Source organism: Pseudomonas sp. GCM10022186 (genome assembly GCF_042656385.1).
Lineage (GTDB): Bacteria > Pseudomonadota > Gammaproteobacteria > Pseudomonadales > Pseudomonadaceae > Metapseudomonas.
In genome coordinates this window covers 136073-162662 of record NZ_JBHSOU010000002.1, presented here as the reverse complement: position 1 = coordinate 162662, position 26590 = coordinate 136073, and the positions used below count along the sequence as shown (strand labels likewise).

General features: G+C 61.2%; 22 protein-coding genes and 1 tRNA gene. 13 read left to right on the top strand and 10 right to left on the bottom strand.

The features are described 5' to 3' along the window. The first annotated feature begins 29 nt into the window (after positions 1–29). The 10 genes from ACFPU0_RS01490 to ACFPU0_RS01445 all read left to right on the top strand — a co-directional run bounded on the left by ACFPU0_RS01490 (position 30) and on the right by ACFPU0_RS01445 (position 12399). A complete protein-coding gene (locus ACFPU0_RS01490) occupies positions 30–743 on the top strand; it encodes a WbqC family protein (protein ID WP_377691023.1) in 714 nt (237 codons plus the stop codon). A gap of 89 nt (positions 744–832) precedes the next feature. Continuing rightward, a complete protein-coding gene (locus ACFPU0_RS01485) occupies positions 833–2353 on the top strand; it encodes an oligosaccharide flippase family protein (protein ID WP_377691022.1) in 1521 nt (506 codons plus the stop codon). Positions 2354–2464: 111 nt separating this feature from the next. Next, positions 2465–3601, top strand: coding sequence for a glycosyltransferase family 2 protein (locus tag ACFPU0_RS01480; RefSeq protein ID WP_377691021.1), 1137 nt, complete (start codon positions 2465–2467; stop codon positions 3599–3601). Positions 3602–3740: 139 nt separating this feature from the next. Next, complete coding sequence (locus ACFPU0_RS01475; protein ID WP_377691020.1) at positions 3741–4832, top strand: glycosyltransferase family 4 protein; 1092 nt, start codon at positions 3741–3743, stop codon at positions 4830–4832. Further along, complete coding sequence (locus ACFPU0_RS01470) at positions 4829–5935, top strand: glycosyltransferase family 4 protein (RefSeq protein ID WP_377691019.1); 1107 nt, start codon at positions 4829–4831, stop codon at positions 5933–5935. The genes ACFPU0_RS01475 and ACFPU0_RS01470 overlap by 4 nt, the downstream gene beginning before the upstream one ends. Positions 5936–5937: 2 nt before the next feature. Next, positions 5938–7848, top strand: coding sequence for an asparagine synthase (glutamine-hydrolyzing) (asnB, locus tag ACFPU0_RS01465; RefSeq protein WP_377691018.1), 1911 nt, complete (start codon positions 5938–5940; stop codon positions 7846–7848). Then, on the top strand, positions 7845–10022 hold the full coding sequence (locus ACFPU0_RS01460) for a bi-domain-containing oxidoreductase (RefSeq protein WP_377691017.1): 2178 nt from the start codon (positions 7845–7847) through the stop codon (positions 10020–10022). The genes asnB and ACFPU0_RS01460 overlap by 4 nt, the downstream gene beginning before the upstream one ends. A gap of 32 nt (positions 10023–10054) precedes the next feature. Further along, positions 10055–11284 (top strand): hypothetical protein, encoded by a 1230-nt coding sequence (locus tag ACFPU0_RS01455; RefSeq protein ID WP_377691016.1) that lies wholly within the window; start codon positions 10055–10057, stop codon positions 11282–11284. Continuing rightward, entirely contained in the window at positions 11268–11963 is a 696-nt protein-coding gene (locus tag ACFPU0_RS01450) for a WecB/TagA/CpsF family glycosyltransferase (protein ID WP_377691015.1), read from the top strand. The genes ACFPU0_RS01455 and ACFPU0_RS01450 overlap by 17 nt, the downstream gene beginning before the upstream one ends. A 46-nt stretch (positions 11964–12009) precedes the next feature. Then, positions 12010–12399 carry a VanZ family protein gene (locus ACFPU0_RS01445; RefSeq protein ID WP_377691014.1) on the top strand — a complete coding sequence of 130 codons (390 nt, stop codon included), beginning with the start codon at positions 12010–12012 and terminating at the stop codon, positions 12397–12399. A 16-nt stretch (positions 12400–12415) separates the two neighbouring features. On the opposite strand, the gene ACFPU0_RS01440 is transcribed toward ACFPU0_RS01445, so the two are convergent. Then, positions 12416–13801: an O-antigen ligase family protein gene (locus ACFPU0_RS01440; protein ID WP_377691013.1), complete on the bottom strand. Its 1386-nt coding sequence runs from the start codon at positions 13799–13801 to the stop codon at positions 12416–12418. Positions 13802–13992: 191 nt separating this feature from the next. Further along, the gene (locus ACFPU0_RS01435) at positions 13993–14226 is read right to left on the bottom strand and encodes a hypothetical protein (RefSeq protein ID WP_377691012.1); all 234 of its coding nucleotides are present in this window, start codon (positions 14224–14226) and stop codon (positions 13993–13995) included. Positions 14227–14651: 425 nt separating this feature from the next. On the opposite strand from ACFPU0_RS01435, the gene ACFPU0_RS01430 reads away from it, so the two are divergent. The 3 genes from ACFPU0_RS01430 to ACFPU0_RS01420 all read left to right on the top strand — a co-directional run bounded on the left by ACFPU0_RS01430 (position 14652) and on the right by ACFPU0_RS01420 (position 18829). Next, positions 14652–15446, top strand: coding sequence for a P-loop NTPase (locus tag ACFPU0_RS01430; RefSeq protein WP_377691011.1), 795 nt, complete (start codon positions 14652–14654; stop codon positions 15444–15446). Positions 15447–15674: 228 nt separating this feature from the next. Then, the gene (locus ACFPU0_RS01425) at positions 15675–16418 is read left to right on the top strand and encodes a protein-L-isoaspartate(D-aspartate) O-methyltransferase (protein WP_377691010.1); all 744 of its coding nucleotides are present in this window, start codon (positions 15675–15677) and stop codon (positions 16416–16418) included. Positions 16419–16420: 2 nt separating this feature from the next. Continuing rightward, positions 16421–18829 carry an SAM-dependent methyltransferase gene (locus ACFPU0_RS01420; protein ID WP_377691009.1) on the top strand — a complete coding sequence of 803 codons (2409 nt, stop codon included), beginning with the start codon at positions 16421–16423 and terminating at the stop codon, positions 18827–18829. A gap of 181 nt (positions 18830–19010) precedes the next feature. On the opposite strand, the gene ACFPU0_RS01415 is transcribed toward ACFPU0_RS01420, so the two are convergent. The 8 genes from ACFPU0_RS01415 to ACFPU0_RS01380 form a co-directional block, all read right to left on the bottom strand. Then, positions 19011–19086, bottom strand: a tRNA-Thr gene (locus tag ACFPU0_RS01415). Between the two features lie 295 nt (positions 19087–19381). Further along, positions 19382–20596 carry a methyltransferase gene (locus ACFPU0_RS01410; protein ID WP_377691008.1) on the bottom strand — a complete coding sequence of 405 codons (1215 nt, stop codon included), beginning with the start codon at positions 20594–20596 and terminating at the stop codon, positions 19382–19384. Between the two features lie 86 nt (positions 20597–20682). Beyond that, positions 20683–21372 carry an ABC transporter permease gene (locus ACFPU0_RS01405; protein ID WP_377691007.1) on the bottom strand — a complete coding sequence of 230 codons (690 nt, stop codon included), beginning with the start codon at positions 21370–21372 and terminating at the stop codon, positions 20683–20685. After that, entirely contained in the window at positions 21369–22064 is a 696-nt protein-coding gene (locus ACFPU0_RS01400; RefSeq protein WP_377691006.1) for an ABC transporter permease, read from the bottom strand. Before ACFPU0_RS01400 ends, ACFPU0_RS01405 begins: the two co-directional genes overlap by 4 nt. A 48-nt stretch (positions 22065–22112) precedes the next feature. Continuing rightward, a complete protein-coding gene (locus ACFPU0_RS01395; RefSeq protein WP_377691005.1) occupies positions 22113–22865 on the bottom strand; it encodes an ABC transporter substrate-binding protein in 753 nt (250 codons plus the stop codon). 18 nt (positions 22866–22883) lie between these two features. After that, the gene (locus ACFPU0_RS01390) at positions 22884–23657 is read right to left on the bottom strand and encodes an ABC transporter ATP-binding protein (RefSeq protein WP_377691004.1); all 774 of its coding nucleotides are present in this window, start codon (positions 23655–23657) and stop codon (positions 22884–22886) included. A gap of 245 nt (positions 23658–23902) precedes the next feature. After that, complete coding sequence (locus ACFPU0_RS01385; RefSeq protein ID WP_377691003.1) at positions 23903–25906, bottom strand: putative bifunctional diguanylate cyclase/phosphodiesterase; 2004 nt, start codon at positions 25904–25906, stop codon at positions 23903–23905. Between the two features lie 6 nt (positions 25907–25912). Further along, complete coding sequence (locus tag ACFPU0_RS01380; protein WP_377691002.1) at positions 25913–26464, bottom strand: heme NO-binding domain-containing protein; 552 nt, start codon at positions 26462–26464, stop codon at positions 25913–25915. Between the last annotated feature and the right edge of the window lie 126 nt (positions 26465–26590).

The following is a 26590-nucleotide window of genomic DNA, read 5'->3' as shown; positions in this document are numbered from 1 at the left end:
CTGTGGGAACTTTTCCAAGAGGTGCGATGATGTCCAAAACGATTGCAATGATGCAGCCCTACCTGTTCCCGTATCTGGGGTATTTTCAGTTGATAGCTGCCTCGGATCTGTTCGTGCTGGGGGATGATTTGCAGTACGTCAAGGAGGGCTGGGTCAATCGTAACCGGATTCTTGTCAATGGCGAACCAAGATTCATAACGTTTCCCCTCAAGAAGGATTGCCATACCCTCAACATAAATCAGCGGCATCTCTGCGATAACATCCAGGATGAGTTGTCCAGGATTATCAGGACAATTTCCTTGAATTATTCGCGCGCCCCTTTCGTCAAGACTGTACTCCCCTGGCTGGAGCAGGTGCTGCGCTACCCGCAAAACAATCTGGCGCGGTATGCCGAGAACGCCATTCGTGAGACCTGTGCGTACCTGCATATCACCACACCGGTCATACGTTCTTCCGACTTGACTCTACCACCACCGATCGACCATCAGGATCGGGTCATCCAGACCATGAAAGTGTTGGGAGGAAAGACTTATGTCAATCCGATCGGTGGGAGAAGTCTGTATTGCTTTGATTACTTCATGAGTCATGGCATGCAACTGCGCTTCCATCGCATTGACCCGATAGAATACAAGCAATTGAAGCAGCCCTTTGTCGCCAATCTGTCGATCATCGATGTGCTGATGCAGAATAGCGTCGAGCAGATTCGCCAGATGTTGAGCAGGTTCTCATTGCTGGAAAACTGAGAATATTCCTGCCCGGGTACGGCGGGTTGCATTTCAAATCGGAAGTTTCCCGGGATTCGAAAGATTTCCCTGAAACATGATATCTAACGGTGAAACGCAAATTGTCTCTCAACCATAATATTCTGGCCAATTACGCTAGCCAGATTTATGTCACCGCCGTGGGTATCCTGATCCTGCCCTTGTATATCAAATATATGGGGGCAGAAGCCTATGGCCTCGTGGGCTTCTTCGCCATGCTTCAAGCCTGGTTCGCCTTGCTGGATCTTGGCCTGACCCCGACCATTGGCCGCGAAACCGCTCGTTACCATGGCGGGGCCATGTCGGCGCTGGCCTATCGGCAGCTGTTTCGCGCCCTCAGCCTGATTTTTGCCGGCATTGCCGTGATTGGTGGCGGAGGTCTGTGGCTGCTTTCCGGGGTGATTGCGACCCGCTGGCTCAATGTCGCCGAGCTGCCAGTGGATGACGTGGTACTGGCGGTACAGATCATGGCCATCAGCGTTGCCCTGCGCTGGATGGGCGGTTTGTACCGCGGCGTGGTCACTGGCAGCGAACGCCTGGTCTGGCTCAGTGGCTTCAATGCCCTGATCGCCACACTGCGTTTTATCGGCGTTCTTGCCAGCATGTGGCTGTTCGGCTTCACGCCGTTCGTATTCTTCATTCACCAGTTGGTCGTCGCGCTGGTGGAAATACTCGGCCTGTTTCTGATGAGTCTGCGCCTGCTGCCGGCACGCAGTAGCCTGGATCATCGCATCGGCTGGTCGTTGCGCCCTGTAAGGCCCCTGCTGAAGTTCGCGCTGACCATCGCCTTTACCTCATCGCTCTGGGTACTGGTCACGCAGATCGACAAGTTGGTGCTTTCCGGGATCCTGCCACTCGCGGAATACGGCTACTTCACGCTCGCCGTACTGGTCGCTGGTGGCATCATGGTCGTCAGCGGGCCGATAAGTAACGCCATCATGCCGCGTATGGCCAGGCTGCATGCTGAAGGCAAGCATGACGAGATGATCGAGGTTTACCGTAATGCGACCCAGCTGGTCAGCATTATCTGTGGTTCCGCCGCTATTACCTTGGCTACCTGCGCCGAACCACTGTTGTTCGCCTGGACCGGCGAGGCGCAACTGGCTGCCGAAGCTGCGCCTATCATGCGCCTGTACGCCATTGGCAATGGTTTCCTGGCTATCTCCGCCTTTCCGTACTATCTGCAATACGCCATAGGGAACTTGCGCTACCACCTGATCGGCAGTGCAGGTATGGCTGCTGTGCTGATCCCCAGTATCACATTCGCCGCCATCAACCATGGCGGTATTGGAGCCGGCTACGCCTGGCTGGGTAACAATGCTTTTTCCCTGCTGATCTGGGTTGCCTACGTTCATCACAAATTCGAGCCAGGCCTGCACGTTTCCTGGATCGTCAACGATGTCGCCCGGATCATCATACTGGCAATGATTCTGCCGCTGGTTTTACTCGGCCTGAGCATCCCGCCGGAATCCAGGATGCAAAGTCTGGTATTGGTTCTGGGGATTGCCACCATTGCAACTGCAGTCTCCCTGGCGCTCTCAAGCACCGGTAAAAACTGGATAACTCGGCATATCGCAACCTCGGAATCCTGACCAGCTAGCAAATGTCGACAGGCCATTGATGGCGAACGGTGTTATTCGCGTTCCTGGCCAAGCCACGGAGCCGCCTCCGGACAACCAGACAAATATGCCAATGAGGCTGTCATGGAAGTTTTCAATCTAAATGAATTTAGAGATGCAAGGGTTCCTTCAGAAGCCGAAGTCATGGCGTCATGGCAAGAGAATGTTGAAAGGCCCGTCGTCAGTATTGTGTGCCTGACATACAACCAGGAGCGATACATTGATGATGCAATTCGCGGTTTCCTGATCCAGAAAACAGATTTTCCATTTGAAATCATTGTCAATGACGACGCATCGACAGATTCGACTGCAGAAAAAATCAGGGAGTATTGGCGAAAATACCCGAAGATAATCAAGCCAATAATTCAAAAGGAAAACCAATACTCGAAGTCCCCTTACGGCTTGCTATGCAAGGTCATACAAGAGACCAGGGGGAACTATATTGCGCTCTGCGAAGGTGACGACTTCTGGATCACCACCGATAAGCTGCAGCGCCAGCTGAATGCGATGCAGGATAACCCGGAAATAAAAATCTGTTTCCATAGAAATTTCCAGGGTAATACGGACAAAGGCGAAGAGGCTTTCTTCGAGACGCCGAGAAGCAGGTTCTTGTACCCGAATAGACAATCGATACTTTCTACGAAGGTTATCATACTTGGTGATGGCGACTACATGCACACCGCCTCCATCATGATGACCAGAGACGCCATGGATAATCTTCCTGGTTGGCTCAGCGACTGTCCCTTCGGCGACTATTTCATCCAGATCATGGGGGCGGCTGATAGTGGTGCGTTGTATATCCCGGAGCTTATGAGTTTTTATCGGATGACAGCGGTGGGTTCATGGAGTTCTCGAAAGATAATACCCGAATCCCAGCATCGCCTGATTTGTCAGATGCATCACTCCTTGAAGGTGCTGAATCAGGAGTTGAAGGGGCGTTACGAAACAGAAATCTCGATCATGCTCGAGAAGCTCAGGCATCACTATCTCAGCGAAATAAGCAATGTCTTGTTCCTGAAGGATTCACCTGATAGCCCAATCAAGAAATTCATGCCTCGATTGATGAGGTACTTTTTCACCAGATACATTCCGATCTCCTCACGGATGAGGACGCAATACACGAAGCTCAAGCGGTACCTGATCATCAAGCATTCGATATTGACGCTAAGACAACAGGTCCACCGCCATTCCCTTTCGTCACGCCCTGGTCCACGGTATTGATCGATTGCAGGGCGCGGCCATGAAAGCATGAATTCCAGATCAGCAACCGGAAACGTCGTGTTTCATTTAAGCGGCGTTGCCAGTTCATTGTCGCAGGATATTGATTCTTCCAGATCAATCCATACATGGCGAGAGAGTAATGAGTACTGTATTTGTAACCAATATACCTGCTCCTTACCGCGAAAAGATTCATGAGATTGTAAGCGAGGAACTTTGCTCGGAATATTCGGTGGTGTTTTGTGCGCCCATAGAGCCGAACAGGGAATGGAAGTTTGAGTTTGGTGGCTACAGGCATATCTTTCTTGAGTCAAAGTCAATCCAGTTCAACGGGCGAACCATTTACCTGTGGTCTGATGTGTTGCGGGTGCTTCAGAAAGAAGACCCTGCCATTGTCATATTGAGTGGGTTTTCCTTTCCCATGATAACGGCTTATTTGTGGGCCAAGGCCAGGGGAAGGAAAACAATTACCTTCTCCGATGCAACGCTATCTTGCGAAAAGGACCTGAGCCTGGTCCACCAGCTATTAAGGAAAGCCACATATCCGCGTATGGATGCATGCATAGGCGCGAGCTTGAAGACCATACAAATGTTCGAGTCCTATGGCGCAGAAAGGGAAAGATGCTTTCAGTCCCACCTTTGTGCCGATAACGAAAGCTATACGGAAAACTACATCGCTCCGGGTGACAGGCCTTATCACATAATTTTGTGTGGCCAATTCATCAGTCGCAAGCTTTTCGATTTTTCTCTTGATGTCATTAGTCGAATGTCCCTGGTCAAGAAAAACCTGAAAGTAAAACTTGTGGGGGATGGCCCATTACGCGATGAGATACTTTCCAGATTGGAAACCATGGCGGTGGATTACTGCTATAGAGGCTTCATCGATCCGGCCAGGCTCGCTGCGGAGTATGCGTCAGCGAAACTGTTGTTTTTTCCCACAAGAACAGATCCCTGGGGAGTGGTGGCAAACGAGGCATGTGCCGCCGGGACGCCCGTGATCACTTGTAGCAATGCCGGCGCAGCACACGAACTGGTCAAAGACGATGTGAATGGTTACGTCTTGCCGTTGGACGTGGAGCTCTGGGCTCGGAAGGCAATAGGTCTTCTTGAAGACACAAGGCGTCTTGAGCAGTTCTCGAGGAACGCTTGCGAGGAAGTTGCACCCTATAACTATGAAAATGCGGCAAGGGGAATAATAGACTCTATAAGATTTGCCAGCGGAGAATCCAATTGAAAAAGAAATTCCTTTTCCTTGGGCAACTCCCTCCCCCCACGCATGGCGCTTCAGTGATGAATGTGAGAGCCCATGATGCGATTCTGGAGGCCTACCCCTCTACTTTGTCTATAAACCTGTCCAATGCCAGCGACCTGAATGACGTAGGTTCGGTATCGTTGCTCAAGCTCGTCAAGGTTTTCTTTCTTCTGTGCAAGATCCTTTATGTGCTTACAGTCCATCGTCCTTCCGCTTGTTATTTCGCACTATGTCCCAGCGGTGTCGCATTTTATCGTGACGCCATGATTGTCGCGTTCCTGAAGGTTTTTCGCGTGAAAAGAATCCTGCACCTGCATGGGCGCGGTATTGAGTCGAGCAAGTCAAGACTCAAAAGAGCTATTTATAGATTTGCCTTCGCCGAAGCCGACGTAATTCATTTGTCATCCTTGTTCTGGCGCGAAGTCGACGGGCTTGTGGAAAAGCAGCGCTTTTGGGTGGTGCCGAACTGTGCGGAGGATCTCGTTGGCTGCAGGAAAAGGAAAACCGAGCAGCAACCCGTCCATTTTTTCTATTTCTCCAATTTTGTCAGGGGCAAGGGCGCGCTCTATCTGCTGCAGGCGGCCAGGATACTGCATGAGCAACAAACCAACTGCCGAATCTCCTTGGCTGGCGACTGGTTCGACCTGGAATTGAAAGATGAAATAGAGCGTTGGAAGATTGAGAATGAAGAACTTATTACCAGCGGATTCGTCAGTTTTTCTGGCGCTTTATACGATCAAGAAAAGATCGACTTCATTGCCCAGGGCGATGTTCTTGTCTTTCCATCATACATTGACACCTTTCCTCTGGTCGTTGTCGAGGCACTTTCTGCCGGCAAGGCTGTGATTGCGTCCTCGACTGGGGCTGTACCCGAGATACTTTCCGGCGGTGAATGCGGCCTGTTGTTTCCTGAGCATGATGTTGCTGAACTCGTCAGATGCATTTCGACCCTGGCGGCGGACAAGAGTCTGGTTGGACGATTTGGCGATGTAGGGCGCCGTCGCTATGAGGCGATGTACCGGGAAAGTGCTTTCAAGAAGTCCCTGTTGAACACGATCGGAAAAATCTCAGCGGAGCTCTACTAGTCATGTGTGGCATCAATGGCTATATCAAATACAACCGTAGCGGGATGAGCGATGTTGTGCGGGCCATGAACGATGCAATTGCATATCGTGGTCCAGACTCGTCCGGGGTGTGGTCTGACGAGGGCTGCACGCTGGGGCATCTGCGCCTGTCAATCATCGACCTGTCGGAACGCAGCAGCCAGCCTTTCGTGAAAGGTGGGCTCGTCATAGTTTTCAACGGGGAGATCTACAACTACCGAGAACTGAAATCCTCCCTGGATGACGTCTCGTTCATTACCGAGTCAGACACGGAAGTAGTCCTGGAGCTATGGCGGCGTTACGGCGCTAGGTCGCTGAACATGCTTCGTGGGATGTTTTCGTTTGCCATACATGACTGCAACACGAAAGACACCTTCATTGCCCGTGACCACTTCGGGATAAAACCGCTTTATTACGTTGAAAGCGCTGATGGATTCGTATTTTCCTCTGAGTTGAAGGCGATAGAGCAGGCATGCCCATCCGATTTGCAGGTAAGCAACTTGGCACTCGCTGCATCCATGCTCTACGTCTGGATTCCGGAAGAGAATTGCATCTGGGATGATGTCAGGAAGCTTGCGCCGGGGACATATTTGCGCATAAGCGCCAAGGGCAAGGTCGAGAAGCGTGCGTACTGGTCGACACGCTCGCTTTTGGATAGCAGTTCTCAGATAAATTCCGAACGTGCTGCTACTGAGCTCCTGGATAAGGTCCTGGAGGAATCGGTCAGGGCGCATTTGGTCGCCGATGTCCCGGTAAATGCTTTTCTATCGGGCGGCCTCGACTCCAGCCTTCTGGTCGCGATGGCTCGCAAGCACCTCGATAGCCTGGACTGCTACACGATAAAGTTTTCCGGGCAGGACCAGAAACACGAGGCCATGGCTGATGATGCCTACTACGCAAGGAAAGTTGCCCAGCACCTGGGTGTCATGCTGCACACCATTGAAGTGAAACCAGACCTTGCCGACCTGCTGCCAAAGATTGTCGGGCACTTGGGCGAGCCCATCGGCGATTCAGCGGCTATCAACACTTTTCTCATCTGTGACGCAGCACATCGGGCCGGCGTGAAGGTGTTGCTGTCAGGCATGGGGGCCGACGAGATTTTCGCAGGCTACCGCAAGCACCTGGCGAATAAGCTGGCGGCCAGATATCGAATAATTCCCAGTCGGATTCGTGCGCTTGTCGAATGGCCAATAATGGCAATGCCCGTGGCCTCCTCGGAGCGGGGGAACAGAATGGCCAGGTGGGCAAAACGGTTCTTCTCCTTTTCGGGACTGCCTGAGGCGGACGCTTTCTTCCGCAGTTATACCTACTATGACCTCGAATCCCTGGACGCGGCCTTCGAGTCGGATATTTCATCCGGCCTGATGGAAATCCGGAGGAATCATCACGAGTCGTTCGATTACGCCCGGCAGAGGCGTGATCTGGTCGATGCCATGTGTTTTACCGATATAAACAAGTTCATGGTTTCACTCAACTTGAATTACAGTGATCGCGCCAGCATGGCTGCCTCAACCGAGGTTCGTGTCCCGTTCATTGATATCGAAGTCATGAAAGCCGCGTTCTCGATCGATAGCGGATTGAAACTCAAGGGGCGCAATCAGAAATACATTCTCAAGAAAGTTGCCGAACGCTGGCTGCCGCACGAAATCATCTACCGCCCCAAATCGTCCTTCACCATGCCGCTTCGTGCATGGATAAAGAATGATCTTCAGGGGCTGGTAAGTGACTATTTGCTTTCTGACGGCGGCCTGTCAGGAAGGAAAATACTCAAGCCGACATTCATAAGGAAATTGATCGAAGACGAGGTCAGTGGTCGTGAGGATAACGCCCAGAAGATCTGGCACCTCCTCACGCTCGAACAATGGTTGAGAAATCGCCGGCTGGTGTCTGTATGAAACAAGTCACCCAAACCCTGCGCACCGGAGTCGTTGAAACCAACGATGTTCCTGTCCCGACACTCAACGACAAATTCATCCTGGTGCAAAACAGCACTTCGGTGATCAGTGCCGGTACTGAAAAGACCAAGATCGACATGGGCAAGAAGAGCCTGCTGCAGAAGGCCAAGGCACGCCCGGACCTGGTCAGGCAGGTGATCGGCAAGATCAGGACCGAGGGGCTGAAGAAAACCCTGCAGACCGTCAATTCGCGCCTCGATTCTCCGTCGCCACTGGGTTACAGCTGCGCCGGCACGGTCATTGCGGCAGGTGGCCTGGTCGAAGGTATCCAGCCGGGTGACCGGGTGGCCTGCGGCGGGGCCGACTATGCCAACCATGCCGAGTTCGTGGCGGTGCCGAAGAACCTGGTGGTGAAGATTCCGGCCAATGTGTCGGATGAGGAGGCGGCCTTTACCACCGTGGGGTCGATCGCTCTGCAAGGTGTGCGGCTGGCCGGGCCGCTGCTGGGGGAAACCTTCCTGGTGGTGGGGCTTGGCCTGCTCGGACAGATTGCCGTGCAGTTGCTGAAGGCCAATGGTTGCAACGTGATCGGCACTGATCTCGATCCGTCCCTGGTGGGCCGTGCCGAAGGCTATGGGGCCGTGGGCGTGCCGCCTGATGGGGATGTGGTGAGTGTCTGCAATGCCTTGACGGCTGGGCACGGTGTCGATGGCGTGCTGGTTTGCGCGGGTACCTCGAGCAATGCCGTCATCCAGCTTTGTGGCGCCGTGACCCGTGAGAAAGGCCGCGTGGTGGTGGTGGGCGCGGTGCGCATGGATATCCCGCGGGAGGATTACTTCAAGAAGGAGGTCAGCGTCGTCATTTCCCGCTCCTACGGGCCTGGCCGCTATGACCCCTTCTATGAGGAGAGCGGCAACGATTACCCCTATGGCTATGTGCGCTTCACCGAGCAGCGCAACATGGAAACCTTCCTGTCCCTGGTTTCCCAGGGCAAGCTGGATATCAAGGGCCTGATCACTCACCGCTTTGCGGTGGAGGAGGCGGCCAGGGCCTACCAGTTGATCGAAGGCCAGAAAACCGAGCCCTACCTGGGCATCCTGCTGCAGTACAACCCAGCACCTGTGAAGGCGAGCGCGTCGTCCCGCATCAGCGTGAGACCGGCTGTTGTCACGGGCGAAAAGGTCAAGCTGTCCTTCTATGGCGCCGGCAACTACGCCACCGCCAGTTTGTTGCCGCCCATGCAGGCCAGTAACCAGGTGGCTTTCAACGGGCTGGTAACCGCCAGCGGCCGCTCTGCCCAGGGGGTGGCCAGGCAGTTCGGCTTCGCCTTCTGTGCCGGCAGTTATGCCGAGCTGCTGCAGGGCGATACCGACGCCATCGTGGTCACCACCCGCCACGATACCCATGGTGCGGCCGTGCGCGATGCGCTGAATGCCGGAAAGCACGTGTATGTGGAGAAACCGCTGGCCCTGTCGGTGGCCGAGCTGGGTGACATCCACCAGGCCTACGGCCGCTGCGGCAAAGCCCAGGTGATGGTCGGATTCAACCGTCGCTTCGCGCCGGCGACCCGCCAGGTGATCGAGCATTTCGCCTCGGTGAAAAGCCCGCTGGTGGTGAACATCCGAATCAACGCGGGGGCCATTCCAGCCAATCACTGGATCCAGGATCCGCAGGTGGGCGGTGGCCGGATGATTGGTGAGGGCTGCCACTTCATCGACCTGGCCGCGGCCCTGGTCGGCAGCCATGTGAAGACCGTGTATGCCGTGGGCAGCAGCAAGGCGGAAAAGTCGGCGCTGCTCAATGACAACCTGTGCCTGTCGCTTACCTTCGAGAACGGCAGCGTGGCCAACATCACCTACACCGCCGAAGGCGCCAAGGCGATGGCCAAGGAGTACATCGAGGTCTTTGGTGGCGGGCGCTCGGCGCAGATCCATGACTTCAGGGAAGTAGCGCTGTTCAGCGGCGACAGCGACGCCCGGCACAGCAAGCTGGGCGTTCAGGACAAGGGCCAGAAAAGCATGATCAGCGCCTGGCTCAAGGGCCTGCAGGCGGGCCGGCCCTGTGTGGATTATGACTGCCTGATGGCCACCAGCCTGGCGACCGTGATGGCGGTCGAGTCGCTTGCCCTGGGGATGCCCCTGACCGTCGATCCCGCCGTACTGGCGGCCGAGTAACCCGGGGAAGAGTCCAGGGAGCACCGTCTTTCATGGGCGATCTGATCAATCTCAACTCGCAGCTGCTCGCTTCTATTCGTGCCGAGCAGTTTGCCGGTTACGACCCCTTCGACTCGCTGAACAGCAAGCTGCTTCAGGCCACACCGCTGTACCGCTTCGAGTGGGTGCGCCTGGCCTGGCTGCAATTGGGCAAGCGCTCACCGATCAATTTGCGCCCCCTGTTGCGCGTGCCGAAAAGGCGCAATCCAAAAGGGGTCGGGCTGTTCATCTCCGGACTGTTGCAGGATTACCGGCGTACCGGCGAAGCCCGCTACCTGCAGGAGGCCCGCGAGCTGGCCGACTGGCTGCTGGCCCAGCGCAGCGATCCACGGGAGTGGACCCACAGTTGCTGGGGCTACCACTTCGACTGGCAGGCGCGGGCGTTCTATGTACCGGCGGGCAAGCCGAACATCATCACCACCTGCTATGTGGCGCGTGCCCTTCACGAATTGGGACAGCTCAGCGCAGACCAGGCCTTGATCGACATCGCCCTGGATTGCGCGCGCTTCATCGCCACCCATCTGTACACGCAAGCTGATGGGCGCGACTTCTATGCGTACATCCCCGGCGAGCGGGCCTTCGTGCACAACGCCAGCCTGTGGGGCGCCGCCTGGTGCGCATTCGCCGGTACGCAGCTGGGCGATGAAGGGCTGGTAGCGCAGGCGCTGCGGGTCGCCCGCCAGTCAGTGCGGGAACAGGCGGCCGATGGCTCCTGGGTGTACGGCGCGCGCCACCATCACCAGTTCATCGACGGCTTTCACACCGGTTTCAACCTGGAGGCGTTGTGCATGCTGCGCGATGCCACGGGCAGCGACGAGTTCGATGCCTGTATCGGCCAGGGCTACGCCTACTACCTGAACACCTTTTTCGAGGAAGACGGGACGGCCAGGTATTACAACGACTCGGTGTATCCGATCGACATGCACAGCTTTGCCCAGGCGGCGTTCACCCTCATCAAGGTGGGCGGCGGCGCTTCCGATCTGCAGCTCTGCGACAAGGTGCTGCAGCGCGCCATCGAGTTGCTGTACCGGCCCGACAAGGGCCAGTTCATCTACCAGAAGAGCTCCTGGCTGACCAATCGCATCAATTACACCCGCTGGACCCAGGCCTGGGCCTACTACTCGCTTGCTTTCTACAACCGTTACCGCGCGGAGTTGAATCATGCAGAGAATCGAAGTGTTGGGCTGCCCGATGGATGTCGCGAGCATGGGCGAAACCGTTGATGTCATTCGTGGTGCGGTATCTGCTGGCCGCTTTACCCAGCATGTGGTCGTGAATGTCGCCAAGCTGGTGCATATGCGCAGTGATGCCCAGCTGAACGAGTCCGTGCATTCCTGCGACATCATCAATATCGATGGCATGGGCGTGGTGCTGGGCGCGCGCTTTCTCGGCCATGCCGTGCCGGAGCGGGTGGCCGGGGTCGACCTGTTCCACGAACTGCTGGCGATGAGCGCGGCCAACGGCTTTTCGGTGTTTTTGCTGGGAGCCAAGGACGATGTCGTAGCCGCTACGGCCAGGAAGGTCCAGGCGCTGTACCCCGGTCTCAGGATCGCGGGCTACCACTCCGGCTACTTCTGGGATGACGAGGCCGCCATGGTCGAGGAGATCCGTGCCTCCGGCGCCCAGTTGCTGTTCGTCGCCATCACGTCCCCCAAGAAGGAGAACTTCATCAACCGCTGGCGCGACCAGCTGGGCGTGGCCTTCGTGATGGGGGTGGGCGGCACCTTCGACGTGGTTGCCGGCAAGGTCAAGCGTGCCCCGAAGTGGGTACAGCACTACGGGCTGGAATGGCTCTATCGGGTCATCCAGGAGCCGCGGCGGATGTGGAAGCGCTACCTGACCACCAACAGCCAGTTCGCCTGGCTGCTGCTCAAGGAAAAGCTCGCTCAACTCCTTGGCTAGATCGCGGTGCATCGATGGCGGTCTGAAAACATCGAGAGCTTCTCGTATGCGATATCTGCGCGTTCTGCCTTTTCTCACGGTGCTGGCGATCATTCTGTTCACCGGCCTGAAGCCCGAGCCCTTGCCAGAGGCCGTCGACCAGCAGGACAAGCTGCATCATCTGCTCGGTTTTGCCGCCTTGGCGGCGACCTCGCGGCTGGCGTTTCCCCGCTTGCATTTCATCTGGCTCCTGGCCTTCTGCCTGGGAATCGGGCTGTTGATCGAGCTCGGCCAGGGCCTGCTGCCCAATCGCACGCCATCGACCGCCGACATGCTGGCCAACGCCCTGGGCGTATTGCTGGGGTGGATCTGCTCGTTGCGGTTGCACGGTTGTTTGCGTGTTCGCCGCGAGCGGGAAGGGGAGTCGAGAAGCCGCTCGGCCGAGCCGGAGAGCTAGCAGCGTTGATGGGCTTTCACGCAGGGGCGGATCGAGCTTGCTGCGCTCGTTCCGAGTGCTTGCGCAGCGCCACCTGGTTTCCGGCGAGCACGGCAATCGCACAGAGGACCACCAGGGTGGCGGCGTTGGCCGGAATCTGCAGGTTGAAATCCGTGGTGGAGTGGATCAGCAGGGCGATGATGCCCATCGCGGCGCCGAAACCTACCCCCCTGCGATAGACCGACTCGCACCGCCAAAGCGCCTTGAATGCATGCCACAGGGCCGACAGGACGAAGGCGGCCAGCGGCAGGCTGCCGAGCAGGCCGAACTCGACGGCGAACTGGATGTAGTCGTTGTGCGCATGGTCGAAGTGGATGCGGATGTCCTCGCCCGGGTACTTGGGGAACACCGCTTCGAAGCTGCCGGCGCCTTGGCCGACCAGCGGGCGTTCCCTTAGCAGGTGCAGGGCGTAGCTGAACACATCGTCGCGCACTTCGTTGGCCTGCTGGACCACCTCGCCATTCACCACCACGTCCTCCATGCGGGTATCGAGCACGCGGTCCTTGAGCCTTTCCAGGCCGAAGTACTGGCTGATCACCAGGAGGTCTATGAGGATGATGCTGGCCAGCACCAGGCCATTGCGCAGGCGGTGCTCCCTTTCCAGCAGCACGAACAGGCCGCCCACCAGCAACAGGCTGGCGAAGAAGGCGGTGTTGCCCATGCGCGAGTGGGTCATGACCAGGGCGATGACCATGACCACCAGTGCCAGGCGCAGGCGTGCCTTGGGGCCCAGCAGCAGCTCCAGCACATTGACCCAGCTGAAGGGGCGGCCATCGCGCAGGGCCAGGAGCAGGCCGATGCCGCAGGCCAGGGTCATTTCCAGGTAACCGGCCAGATGGTTGCGGTTCACGAAGGTGCCGGTGGCGTCGCCGAGATAGCTGCTTTTGGGAACGGCCAGCAGCCACTCCAGGTTGGAGAGGGTCATGAAGGCGCCGAAGAAGGCCTGCAAGGTGCCGCTGACCACCAGGGTGCCGAGCAGCAGACTGAGTCGCTTTCGGGTGTGGAACAGGCTGACCACCAGGAAGAACAACAGGCAGTAGGCCAGGCCGAGCATCAGGTACTGGAAGGTCGCCCCCTCATCCACCGTCAGTCCGGCCAGCCATTGCACCGCCACCCAGGCCTGCGTGAACAGCAGCAGTGCGAGCAGCGGCAGGGCGGTCCTGATGGCATTGTTGCGAGTGCTCCGCACCACGCCGCCGCGCAACTGTCCGATCGCCCAGATGCAGCCCAGGCTACCCATCAGGAGGATGAACAGCCCAACCGCCCAGTCGCGATTGCTGCCCAGGGGAAGTGGCAACCACACCAACACGAAGAGGACCGCGGCGAGCAGGAAACGCTCCAGGCGACTGGTGGGCCGTGGCATAGGCAGACTGCTCCGTTGGCTGGCAGACAGGCGCGGCAGTGGGTGAATGGCGTAAGTGTAGGAGTGGATGCTGAGGGTAACCATCGCTCGGCAGGGCTCGGGGTCGGTGCCCCGAACACGGCCATGCCCGCGAATCGCGACGCGCAGGGCAGGATTGGCCGCCTTGTTCGAGGGGGCAGATGGCAGGTGGTTCAGAGGTTGACGCGGTTATCCCAGGGATTGCCATTGGCGCGGCGGTCGCCTTTTCGCCGGTCGTCCTCGAAGCGGATCATCTGGCGTCGGTCGGGAGACTTGCGCCGGTCGCCGCCGCCGCGGGTATCGATCCTGAACTTGGCCGGAGCGGCCTTGGGACGGGGGCCTTCTTCTTGTTCGGTGGGCTGCAGGCCCAGCGCTTCGAGCTTCGGCACATCATCGGACTTGATCATTGCTTCACTCCAGCCGCTGGGCACTGCGCCTCGATTTGAAGGGTAGATCGGCTCGGCGGTTCGGTGTGCGGCAATGGAATGAACGGGCGATTGTGCTTACCAGCGGACGGTGGGCCTTGGCAGCAAGAGACTCGCATCGCCGCGCGCCATTGCGGTCCCCGGGATCGTAGCCCGGGCTTGCTCTCGCTGTGCCTCTCCAGCGCCCGGAGTGGCCGTGATGTGCCATTGGTTTAAGGGCAGCTTGCCATCATTTTGGGCTCGTGAGAGTCTGTGACGGAGTCAGTGGATTAGGCAATTTCATACGCTCAAGTCGTCAGGTGCTGACAGGTATCAAGGCGACAGTCCGCGAAGGCTGACGAAGCCACTGTCAGATCGTCGTTTGTTCTGACCTGAGAAGTCTCCAACATGGAATGTGTGAGGCTGGAATGGATCTGAGTCCGATACAGGTTATTGCGGTGACCAGTGGCAAGGGTGGCGTCGGCAAGACGCAGGTGTCGACCAACCTGGCGATCGCCCTGGCCAGAAGGGGGCAGAGAGTCGCGCTGTTGGACGCCGACCTGGCGTTGGCCAATGTCGATGTTGCCCTGGGCGTGAAGGTCCGGGCCTGCTCTGCTGACGTTTTCGCGGGACGACGCAGTTTGGCGGAAGTCGTCCACATAGGGCCGGCAGCCATTAAGGTAGTGCCCTCGGCTTCCGGTGAGCCGCTTCCGACTCCCGCCCAGTTGGCGGGTCTGATCCACGCGTTCAGCGAGATTGCCAGTGACCTGGATGTGCTGATCATCGACACGGCCAGAGGCATCGACCAGATCGTCGTCAGCTTCGCCTGCGCCGCCCAGGAGGTCCTGGTCGTGGTATGCGACGAGCCCACGTCGGTGGCCGGCGCATTCGCATTGATCAAGCACCTTCACCTGGCCCACGGCCTATGCCGCTTCCACATACTCGCCAACATGACGCGCAGCCCGGAAGAGGGGGTCTACCTGTTCAGGAAGATGGTCAAGCTGACCGAACGATCCCTGGATGTGGCCCTGCATTACCTGGGCGCCTTGCCCTTCGATGAGCAACTGCGCACCTCGGTCCGCAAGCAGCGCGCCGTTGTCGAAGAGTTCCCCCGATCGAAATGCGCAGTGGCATTCAAGACCATCGCCAACCGGGTCTATGGCTGGCCCTTGCCATCGGCGCCTAGGGGCAACCTGGAGTTCTTCTTCGAGCGCTTGCTGTAAACGAAAAAGGCTCACCGAAGGGTGAGCCTTTTCGTCGATCCGGATGGTGCCGGCACCAGGAATCGAGCCCGTGAACCACTGATTACAAGCGGGTCGCTCTAGCGTTTCCTACTGTTTCTCGAGATTTCGCCGAGAACGCAGAGTCCAGGAAATACGGGGCCTTCCGGCACTTGTTGCGCCTGGCCACCAGTCATACGATTCGACTGTTCCTCAGCCGGAGGAGTCATCGTGAAGCCGGTGACGCTCCTGATGCGCATCCTGGCGCCTGCCATCGCCCTGGCTCTGGCATCCGCCGGCCTGCCTGCCGACGACCAGTTCGCGCCGTTGCGCGACGCCATGGTGCGGGAGATCGCCGCCATGTCGTCCGTTACCCGCGCCGAAACCGGCCGGGCCGAGTTCGCGGCACCGGTGATGGCCGCCATGGTCAGGGTGCCGCGCCACCAGTTCGTCCCGCCCGATGAGCAACCTTACGCCTACGAGAACCGGCCGCTGCCGATCGGCTACGGCCAGACCATCTCCCAACCCTACATCGTCGCCCTGATGACCGACCTGGCGCAGGTCGGGCCCGGCGACGTGGTGCTCGAGATCGGCACCGGCTCGGGCTACCAGGCGGCGATCCTCGCCGAGCTGGCGCAGGCGGTCTACACGCTGGAGATCATCGAGCCGCTGGCAATGCAGGCCAGGGAACGCCTGGGCCGGCTGGGCTATTCGAAAGTGCGGGCCCGGCTGGGCGATGGCTACCAAGGCTGGCCCGAACAGGGGCCCTTCGACGCCATCGTCGTCACCGCCGCCGCCAGCCATGTGCCGCCGCCGCTGATCGCCCAGCTCAAGGCCGGCGGGCGGATGGTGATCCCGGTCGGCGCGCCGTTCATGACCCAGTACCTGCTGCTGATCGAGAAGGCCGGCGATGGCAGTCTGTCCACCCGGCAGGTGCTGCCCGTCCGCTTCGTGCCGCTGGTCGGGGGCGACTGAGCATGCATTCGCCGCCGTTGCTCGCCCTGGCGCTGCTGTCGGCCTCCGCGCTGGGCTACGAGGTGCTCCTGCTGCGGTTGCTGTCGATCATCCAGTGGCACCATTTCGCCTACATGATGATCAGCGTCGCGCTGCTCGGCTACGGCGCCGCCGGCACCGCCGTGGCACTGGCGCGGCCTGTGCTGGCGCCGCGCTTCCACGGCGTGTTCATCGGCGGCGCGCTGCTGTTCGGGGTGAGCGCCATCGCCTGCTTCAGCCTGGCCCAGCACGTTCCGTTCAATCCCCTTGAGATCCTCTGGGACCCTCGGCAGCCGGCACGTCTGCTGTGGATCTACCTGCTGCTGTTCGTGCCGTTCTTCTGTGCGGCGCTGTGCATCTGCCTGACCTTCACCTGCTTTCAGGAACAGATTCACCGGATCTACGCCTTCGACATTCTCGGCGCCGGCATGGGCAGCCTGGCGATCGTCGCTGCGTTGTTCGTGCTGACGCCGGTCGATGCGCTCCGCCTGCTGGGCGGCAGCGGCGTCGCCGCCGGGGCGCTGGCCTGCGCAAGACGCCAGCGCTCTCTGGCGGCGCTGCTGCTGGCGCTGGCGGTGGCGCTGCCGGCCGGCGTGCCCGGGCGCTGGATCGCCCTGTCGCCCTCCGAGTACAAGGAGCTGAGCCAGACGCTGCGCATCAAGGATGCCCGCGCGATCGCCCAGACCTGGAGTCCGCTGGGCCTGCTCACGGTGGTCGACAGCCCGACCATTCCCCTGCGCCACGCACCGGGACTGAGCCTCAACGCCACGCAGGAGCCACCCGCGCAACTGGCCATCTTCACCGACGGTGACGGCCTTTCCGTGCTGAATCGCCATGACGGGCGCCGCGAGCCGCTCGCCTATCTGGACTATCTGACTTCGGCTCTGCCCTACCACCTGCTGCGGCAGCCCCGCGTGCTGGTGCTCGGCAGCGGCGCCGGCGCCGATGTGCTGCAGGCGCTCTACCACGGCGCCCGCGCGGTGGACGCCATCGAACTGAACCCGCAGGTGATCGACCTGGTCCAGCGCCGCTTTGCCGATTTCTCCGGCCGGCCGTACAGCGCACCCGGCGTCCGCGTGCTGATCGGCGAGGCGCGCGGTCTGGTGGCGTCGCGCCGCGAGCCGTACGACCTGATCCAGATCGCCCTGCTGGATTCCTTCGGCAGCGCCTCGGGCGGCCTGCATGCGCTGTCCGAGAATTACCTGTACACGGTGGAGGCGTTCGAGGCATACCTGCGCCAGCTCAAGCCCGGCGGTCTGCTGGCCATCACCCGCTGGGTCACCCTGCCGCCGCGCGACATTCCCCGGCTGCTGGCTACCGCGGCCGAGGCCATCGAGCGCGATGGGAAGGCCGACGCGGCACGCCGCATTGCCATGATCCGTGGCTGGAAGACCGCGACCCTGCTGGTCAGCAACGGCGACATGAGCGCCGCCCGCATCGCCGCGCTGCAGGCGTTCTGCCGGCAGCGCTCCTTCGACCCGGCCTACTTCCCGGGGATGACCGACGCGCAGGCGAACCGCTACAACCTGCTCGACCAGCCCTACTTCTTCGACGCGGCGCAGGCCCTGCTGTCCGGCGAGCGCGCGCAGTTCCTGGCGCGCTACAAATTCGACGTGCGTCCCGTCACGGACGACCGGCCGTATTTCTTCCACTTCTTCAAGTGGCGCTCGCTGCCGGAACTGCTGGCGCTGAAGGCGCAGGGCGGCCTGTCGATGCTGGAGTGGGGCTACCCGGTGCTGATCGCCACGCTGCTGCAGGCCGGCGTGGCCGCCGTGCTGCTGATCCTGCTGCCGCTCTGGCTGGCGCGGCGGAGCTTTCGCAGCGCGGTTCCGCGCAGGTTCGAAGTGCGGGTAGTGTGCTACTTCGCCGCCATCGGCTGCGCCTTCATGTTCGTGGAAATCGCCTTCATCCAGAAGTTCACCCTGTTCCTCAGCCACCCGCTGTATTCGGTGGCGGTGACGCTGAGCGCGTTCCTGATCTTCGCCGGCCTCGGCAGCCGGTATTCCGGCCGGCGGCAGGCAGGCACGGGCGGAGGATTCCGCCATCCGCTGGCGCGGCCGGTGCTGGCGATCTGCATGTTCGCCCTGCTCTACCTGATCGTCCTGCCCCCGCTGTTCCAGCTGCTGGCGCCGGTATCGACCGTGGTCAGGTTCGCCGTCTGCACCGCGCTGGTCGCGCCGCTGGCGTTCGCCATGGGCATGCCGTTTCCGCTCGGGCTCGGGCGCGTCTCCGCGCGCGCCGAAGCGCTGGTGCCGATCGCCTGGGGCGTCAACGCCTGCGTATCGGTGGTGTCGGCCGTGCTGGCGACGCTGCTGGCGATCCACCTGGGATTCACCGTGGTGCTGCTGCTGGCGTTGCTGGTGTACCTCGCGGCGGTGGTCGCGTTTCCCTGAGAGCGGCATCTTTCGATTGCCTATGGCGACGCTGCCGGTGACTTGTCGACTTCACGACCAGAAACTCATACGTGGTTCAGTCGAGTAAGAAGCTGTGACCAAAGCTGTGACCAAATGGCCTTGCAATGCTCCGAAAACGAAAAAGGCCCACCTCGCGGTGAGCCTAAGTCGTTGTTTCATATGGTGCCGGCACCAGGAGTCGAACCCGGGACCTACTGATTACAAGTCAGTTGCTCTACCAGCTGAGCTATACCGGCCAAGAAGGGTCGCCATTATAGCGATTGGGCGTGGCGAGTAAACCACTCCGAGGCAGATCGCAGATGGGTTTTCGAACCAATGGGCTGACGCTTATGCACAATGGCGATAATTCTGGTACGTCAGTGCATCATTTTTGTGCGCCAGGTCTCGGAATTTCTTAAGCTGCTGTTTTTGCTGCTCTTTTGTGTGTTGTCCAAAAAATGGCCAGCTGTCGCGAGCCGCGCAGCGGAAGGGCTTCCGCTGGGTTGCCCAGATTTCATCAACAAAGTTATCCACAGGTTTTGTGGGTAAGCCTCAGCGTTCCGCCAGGAGCAGGATGTTGCGCGGGGTGAGCTGGGCGGGGCAGAAGCTGCCGAGCCTTACCAGGTAACCCTGTTCTTCGAGGAACAGGGCGCGGTCCAGCAGCAGCCAGAGTTCCAGCGGCCGGCGGAACAGGCTGCGCGGGAGCTCCAGGTTGCGTACCTCGGCCAGGCGCTGCCAACCCGCTTTCTCCAGGGCCACCCAGTCCCATTCCGCGGGGGTGGGGAGTTCCTTGAGCTCGCAGAGGTCGTGGCAGTACTGGGCGAAGGGTTTCTCCAGCCAGCTGGTGGGCAGGGAGGGGACGGGCAGGTAGTGGTCCTGGCCACGCAATTCCCGCTGCAGCAGGTCGAAGGCCAGGCGCCTGGCCATGGATTGGTCGCGCTGGCGGCGGACGCGGGCGCCGGCGGTGACGGTTTCGCTGAGCGGCAGGCGCAGGTCGGCCTGGCTGAGGCGCAATGTAGACGCCCTGGCCGCTGCGGAAAGCGGCTGGTAGTCCGGCGTGCGGATGCGGTTGTAGCAGCAGGGCGCCACCGCGAGCTGGCGGCAGCCGGCGGCGCTGGCCAGTTGCAGCAGGCGCACGTGGAGGTCGCCGCAGGCATGCAGGGCCACCGGGGTGTGATCGGCGTTGAGCTGGTGCGCGGCGTCGTCGGCCAGGGCATCCTGTTCCCGATGGTCGGCAGCCACGCCCAGGCGCCGGCTGAGTCGCTGGCCGCTGGCGACCAGCTGCGGGTCAAGCTCGATGCAGGTCAGCGCCCGGCCGTCATGGGCCAGGCGGCGGCCAAGGTGCCCCTTGCCGGAGCACCAGTCCAGCCAGTGGCCGGGGGCCTGGCGAAAACCCAGGCGACTGGCGAAGGCGTCGATCTGCTGCCACTTGCGCCCGGGCACGTCCACCGTGAAGGTCGCCGGCACGGCTTCGGCCCGGGCGTGCGGCAGTTCGCCGATCCGGCTGAGGGCACCGGAACGCGCGGCGAGCTGTGGATAAGGTGCCGGCGCCTGCAATTGCTCGGGCTGGTTGTGGATGGCGTCCGCCTCGGCCAGGGTGCGCCGACGCAGCCAGCCGGCCAGTTCGGGGTGGCGGCTTTCCCAAGGCAATTCCCGTTCGGTGAAGGGCGTCGGGCGCCAGATGTCCTGGTGCGCGCGCAGGAAGTCTTCCAGGGCGGCGAAGCGTTCCCGCAGGAGCGGGCCATGGAGGGGCGCGGGGCTGGTCATCGGGGCGGAGCGGTGGGAACAAGGGGCGGCGATTATAGCGCCGCCAGAACCGCTCCTCATCCGCGGACGAGGAGCGGTCGTGGGCTTCAGCGGCCCTGCAGGGCGTCGACCCGCAGCTTGCGCTCGAGCAGGCGGAAGGCCTGCACCAGCACATAGGCGATCAGCAGGTAGAAGAGGCCCGCGGCGAAGAAGATCTCCACCGGCAGGTAGGTGCGGGCGATGATGGTGCGCGCCATGCCGGTGAGTTCCAGCAGGGTGACGGTGCTGGCCAGGGCGCTGGCCTTGACCATCAGGATCACTTCGTTGCTGTAGGCCGGCAGACCGATGCGCGCCGCGCGCGGCAGGATGATGTAGAACAGCGCCTGGAAGCGCGACATGCCCAGGGCCCGCGCCGCTTCGATCTCGCCCGGCGGCACGGCCTGGATGGCGCCGCGCAGGATCTCGGCGATATAGGCCGCGGTGTGCAGGGTCATGGTGATCACGGCGCACCAGAAGGGATCGCGCAGGTAGGGCCAGAGCGGTCCCTTGCGCACCGCGTCGAACTGCGCCAGGCCGTAGTAGACCAGGAACAGCTGCACCAGCAGCGGCGTGCCACGGAAGAAGAAGATGTAGCCGTAGGGCAGGGCGCGCACGTACCAGTGGCGCGAAGCGCGGGCGATGCCCATGGGGATGGCCAGGATCAGGCCGGCGATCACCGCGATGGCCACCAGTTCCAGGGTGAGGATGGCGCCCTGGCCCAGCTGCGGCAGGTATTTGAGGATGATTTCCCAGTTCATGCTGCGCTCCGCTTGAAGCCACGGCCTGCGCGCTTCTCAAGCCAATGCATGCCGATCATCGCGAGGATGGTCAGGCCCAGGTAGATGAAGGCGGCGACCATGAAGAAGGTGAAGGGCTGCTTGCTGGCGGTCACGGCGATTTGCGAGCGGCGCATGATTTCCTCGAGGCCGATCACCGAAACCAGCGCGGTGTCCTTCATCAGGATCATGAACAGGTTGCCCAGGCCCGGCAGCGCGATGCGCCACATCTGCGGCAGGATCACCCGCCAGAGGATGCGGCTATTGGACAGGCCCAGGGCCATGCCGGCTTCGCGGTGCCCCTTGGGAATGGCCAGGATGGCGCCACGGAAGACTTCGGTGGCGTAGGAGCCGAAGCACAGGCCGAGGGCGATGGTGCCGGCGGCGAAGGCGTTGAGTTCCAGTTCGGGCTTGCCGAACCACTCGCCCAGGGCATGCATCAGGTTGACCGTGCCGAAATAGATCAGCAGGACCCAGAGCAGCTCGGGTACGCCGCGCACGAGGGTGGAGTAGGTGCCACCCAGCCACTGCAGCGGCTTGATGGATGAAGTCCTGGCCAGCGCGCCGAGCAGGCCGAGCACCAGGCCCACCGCCAGCGCGGAGAGCGCCAGTTTGATGGTCATGAGGGTGCCCGCGGCCAGGGCCGGGCCGAATCCGTAGAGGTCTAGGTTCATGGGTGGTCACGCGCCGGTGCCGCGCAGGGGCGGCACCGGGCTGGCAGGTCAGTAGATGCTGAAGGGGAAGTACTTGTCGTTGATCTTCTTGTAGGTGCCGTCGGCAACGATTTCCTTCAGCGCCGCATTGATGCGCTCGCGCAGCGGATCGCCCTTGCGCACGGCAATGCCGATCTTGTCGTTGTCGAACACCGGGTCACCCTTGAACTCGAAGTCCTTGCCGGCGTCGCTCTTGAGCCATTCCCAGTTGACGAACTTGTCGGCCAGCACGCCGTCGACGCGGCCGGAGGACAGGTCGAGGTAGGCGTTTTCCTGGGTGTCGTAGAGCTTGATGTCGACGACGTCGGCCATGTTGTCTTCCAGCCAGGTGCCGGCGATGGTGGCGCGCTGGGCACCGATCACCTTGCCTTTCAGGCTGGCCTTGTCGGTCTTGAAGTCAGCGCTTTTCGGGGCGATGAACTGCAGCTTGTTGGTGTAGTAGGGATCGGTGAAGTCGACGGCCTGCTTGCGCTCTTCGGTGATGGACATGGAGGCGGCGATGAAGTCGAACTTCTTGGCGTTCAGGGCGGGGATGATGCCGTCCCAGTCGGAGGTGACCACTTCGCACTCGGCCTTCATCTTGGCGCAGAGGGCCTGGGCGATCTCGACGTCGAAACCGCCGACCTGGCCGCTGGCGTCGATCAGGTTGAAGGGCGGGTAGGCGCCTTCGGTGCCGATCTTCAGCTTGTCGGCGGCCACCGCGCTGGTGCCGAAAGCGAGGGTGGCGGCCGCGGCCAGCAGAATCTTCTTGTAGTTCTTCATGCGATCTTGCTCCGTGTTTTATCGATTGCTGGACATGAATTGTTTACAGCGTGCCGATTGCGGGTTGTCAAATACCTGCGCTGGCGGTCCCTGCTCTTCTACCAGCCCCTGGTGAAGGAAAACCACCTCGCTGGAAACGTTCCGGGCGAAGTTCATCTCGTGGGTGACCAGCAGCATGGTGCGGCCTTCCTCGGCCAGCGCGCGGATCACGTTAAGCACTTCTTGTACCATCTCGGGGTCCAGCGCCGAGGTGGGTTCATCGAACAGGATCACTTTCGGCTGCATGGCCAGGGTGCGGGCGATGGCCGCGCGCTGCTGCTGACCGCCGGACAGCTGGGTCGGATAGACGTGGCGCTTGTCGGCGATGCCGACCTTGGCCAGCAGGGCCTCGGCGATCTCGGTGGCTTCGGCCTTGCTCTGGCCGAGCACGCGGCGCGGCGCTTCGATGATGTTGTCGAGCACCGTCATGTGCGGCCAGAGGTTGAAGTTCTGGAAGACGAAGCCGATCTCGCTGCGCATGCGATTGATCTGCTTGTTGTCGGCGGCGACCAGTTCGCCGCTGCGGCTCTTCTTCAGCTTGAGCTCTTCGCCCGCCACCAGGATCTGGCCCTCGTGGGGGTTCTCCAGCAGGTTGATGCAACGCAGGAAGGTGGACTTGCCGGAGCCGGACGAGCCGAGGATGGAGATCACGTCACCGTCGTTGGCGGTGAGGGAGATGCCCTTGAGCACTTCGAGTTCGCCGTAGCGTTTGTGCAGGTTGCGGATTTCAAGCGCTGGCGTGGCTTGGGCCATGGGGGGTCCTCTTATTGTTCGGGGGCACTCTGGCGGTGGGGCGGCCTTCCTGGCGAGGGGAAGCTAGCATAGCGCTTTGCCACGCGCCAAGCGTGCGGGAAGGCCTGCGGCGGCCCTGCGGGGAAGGTTGTCGCATCGCTGCAGTTGCTTGTCGCGGTATCAAAAAAGACCGCTCCAGGGCCGGCAGGGCCCGAATTCCGGGCCTTGGGCGTGGCATTTCGGATTTTCTCATCTGAATCAAGTGCTTAGCAGATGTGCTGGGCGCTGGTGCCAGGATCGGTCGCTTTCTGCCCGGCAGGCGCCCGTCCGGCGCGCAGCCGTTCGGCGAAGGTGGCGGGGGCCAGTGGCCGGTCGAAGAAGTAGCCCTGGCCGAAGTTGCAGCCCAGGGAGCCGAGGATCCTGAGGTGCTGCTCGGTTTCGACACCTTCGGCGACAGCCTCGATGCCCAGGTTGCGGGCCAGGCTGAGGATGGTCTGCACCAGTTGCGCGCCTTCGGGGCATTGATCGAGTTCGGCGACGAAGGAACGGTCGATCTTCAGTACGTCGAGGTGGAAACGGTGCAGGTAGCTGAGGGAGGAGTAGCCGGTCCCGAAGTCGTCGATGCTGATGCGCACGCCCAGCTCATGGAGCTGCCGGAGGAGCGTGGCGGTCCGCTCGGAGTCGGCCATGGACACGCTTTCGGTGATTTCCAGGCGTACGCAGTCCGGGCGGATGCCGGTCTCGGCGATGATGCTGCCGACCTGCTGCACCAGGTCGTACTGGGCGAACTGCCGGGCCGAGAGGTTGACGCTTATCGTCAGCGGCCTGTCACCGGGGAATTCCCGGTGCCAGGCGGCCATGCTGGAGCAGGCTTCGCGCAGTACCCAGAGCCCCAGGGGCAGGATCAGGCCGGTGTCCTCGGCCACTTGGATGAAGTCGCCGGGGTAGACCAGCTGGCCGTTGGGCTTCTGCCAGCGCACCAGGGCTTCCGCGCCCACGGTCTGGTTGTCCGTCAGGCGCACTATGGGTTGGTAGTGGAGGACGAACTCGTTGTTCAGCAGGGCGTTGCGCAGCTGGGTTTCCAGGGCCAGGCGACCCACGGCGCGCTCGTGCATGCTGCGGTCGTAGAGCTCGAAGCGGTGTTTGCCCAGGGTCTTGGCGCGGTACATGGCGAGGTCGGCGTGGCGCAGGATCTCTTCCGCCGATTCGTAGCCCAGGTCGCTGGGGGCGATACCGATGCTGGCACTGATGTAGAGCTGCTCGCCGTTGATATGAAAGGGTGGGTCCAGGGCGTTGATCAGGCGCTCGGCGACCCGCACCGGGGTGTCGAGGTCGTCGAAGCAATCCAGCAGGATGGTGAACTCGTCGCCACCCAGGCGCGCCAGGGTGTCGCTCTGCCGCAGGCAGGCGCCCAGGCGCGCGGCCACCTGGATGATCAGCAGGTCGCCGGCGAGGTGGCCGAGGCTGTCGTTGACCAGCTTGAAGCGGTCCAGGTCGATGAAGAGCACCGCGAAGGCCGCCTCGCGGTGCCGGTTGCAGCGGGCCACCGCGCGGGACAGGCGATCGGCGAACAGGGCGCGATTGGGCAACCCGGTGAGCGGATCGTGGAAGGCGTCGATCAGCTGTTCTTCCGCGCGCTTGCGTTCCACAACCCGCCCCATCTGCACGCCGATCTGCGCCATGAGGTTCAGGAGCGTCTGGTCTGGCTCCAGCACGCTGTTGGCGAAGAATTCCAGGACCCCCGCCACCTCGCTGCCCACCAGCACCGGAAAGGCGGCCGCGGCCTTGAGGCCGGCCTGCTCGGCGGCGGTGATACGGCAGAATTCCGGGGCTTGCGTGATGTCGGCGATCCAGGCGGGGGCGCCGCTGGCCAGGACGCGTCCGGGCAGGCCGAAGCCGGGCGGGAACTCCATGGCTTCGGTCACCTGGCGGAACTCCAGGAAGCGCTGCTCTTCGGCGTGATGCCAGATGCCCGTCGAGCGCAGGCGCGCCTCGCCTTCGACCATGGCGGTCTGGTAGGCGTGGCCAACGCGCCAGCCGGTGTACTCGCAGACGCTGCGCACGGTGAAGCTGAGTCCATCGGCGACCGAGGCGGCGCCGTTGGCGGCATCGGCGATGGACTCCAGCAACTGGAGTTGTTGCTGCTTTGCATAGAGTTCGCGCAGGCCGCGTTCAGCGATCAGTTCGGCCTCCAGGCGGGCCTTGTGCTCACGTTGCAGGCGGCGTCGCAGCTTGTCGACCTCAGTGTCCCGCGGCGCGAACCCGTCCATGGTGGCTCAGCCCAGTCGTTGCTGGTGAAAGGTGATGTGACAGCGGCATTCCGGGTCCCCCTTGTGCATGCAGCTGAGGTGGTCGAACCAGATGCTTTCACCGAAATGCACGGCCGCTCCCTCGATGAAGCCATGGGCCAGGGCGCAGAGCCGGCGTGGGGAGCGGTAGGTCATCAGCAGCGAGCCGTCCGGCTCGACGCGAAAGCCGAAGGTGGGGACGTCCGCCCCCGGATAGATCTTGCGGACCTCGGGATGGATGATCTGGTTGACGCTGAGGATGAAGGGGCGCGTCGAGTCGTGGGGGCTGAAATAGGCCGGGTAACGGCTGGCCAGCAAGGGCATGGCTTCCCGGCCGAACCAGCGCAGCACCTCGAAGGGTGGCATGTCGAGCGCCTGGGACGCCGCGCCCACCAGGCGATAGAGTTGCTCGTCCGGATAGCTGCCGAGGGAGGTGTACGCGCCATCCAGGCCGGCGCCTTCCAGTAGCGCGTCCCAGGCATCCTCGCCCTGATGTTGGGTGACCACTTCTTCCAGCAGGTTGAAGACTATCCCCTTCATGCGGTCCCCCCATTTCCTTTGGATCGGCCCTTCCAGGCCGGAAACGGCCGGGGGCTCGCAGCAGGGTGTGGCGATTCGGAAAGAGGTTAGCAGCGCCACCCGTTTCGTGCCTGGCGGGCACGGGTA